General features: G+C 78.7%; 1 pseudogene. It reads left to right on the forward strand.

What is annotated here, in order from left to right:
* Positions 1 to 465, forward strand: a pseudogene (locus LPA54_RS37955) (primosome assembly protein PriA); the annotation flags it as partial.

Below are 465 nucleotides of genomic sequence, written 5' to 3' on the forward strand. Positions count from 1 at the left end.
GCTACGTCCCGCGGATGGCGTGTGCGACCTGCCGGGCGCCGGCGCGGTGCCGCCACTGTTCGGGCCCGCTGGAGGCGCATGGCTCCGACGACCTGCGCTGCGCGTGGTGCGGGCGCACGGAGAGCCGCTGGCACTGTCCCGAGTGCGGCGGCTTCCGGCTGCGGGCGCAGGTGGTGGGGGCGCGGCGCACCGCCGAGGAACTGGGGCGGGCGTTCCCCGCGGTGCCGGTCCGTACGTCGGGGCGGGAGCATGTGCTGGACACGGTGCCCGGGGCGCCCGCAGTGGTGGTGAGCACACCGGGCGCGGAACCGGTCGCCGAGGGCGGGTACGCGGCGGCGCTGCTGCTGGACGGCTGGGCCATGCTGAGCCGCCCCGACCTGCGTGCCGGGGAGGAGGCGCTGCGGCGGTGGTTGGGCGCGGCGGCGCTGGTCCGGCCGCAGACGGCGGGCGGCACGGTGGTCGTGG

This window comes from Streptomyces sp. DH12 (assembly GCF_020873895.1).
GTDB lineage: Bacteria > Actinomycetota > Actinomycetes > Streptomycetales > Streptomycetaceae > Streptomyces.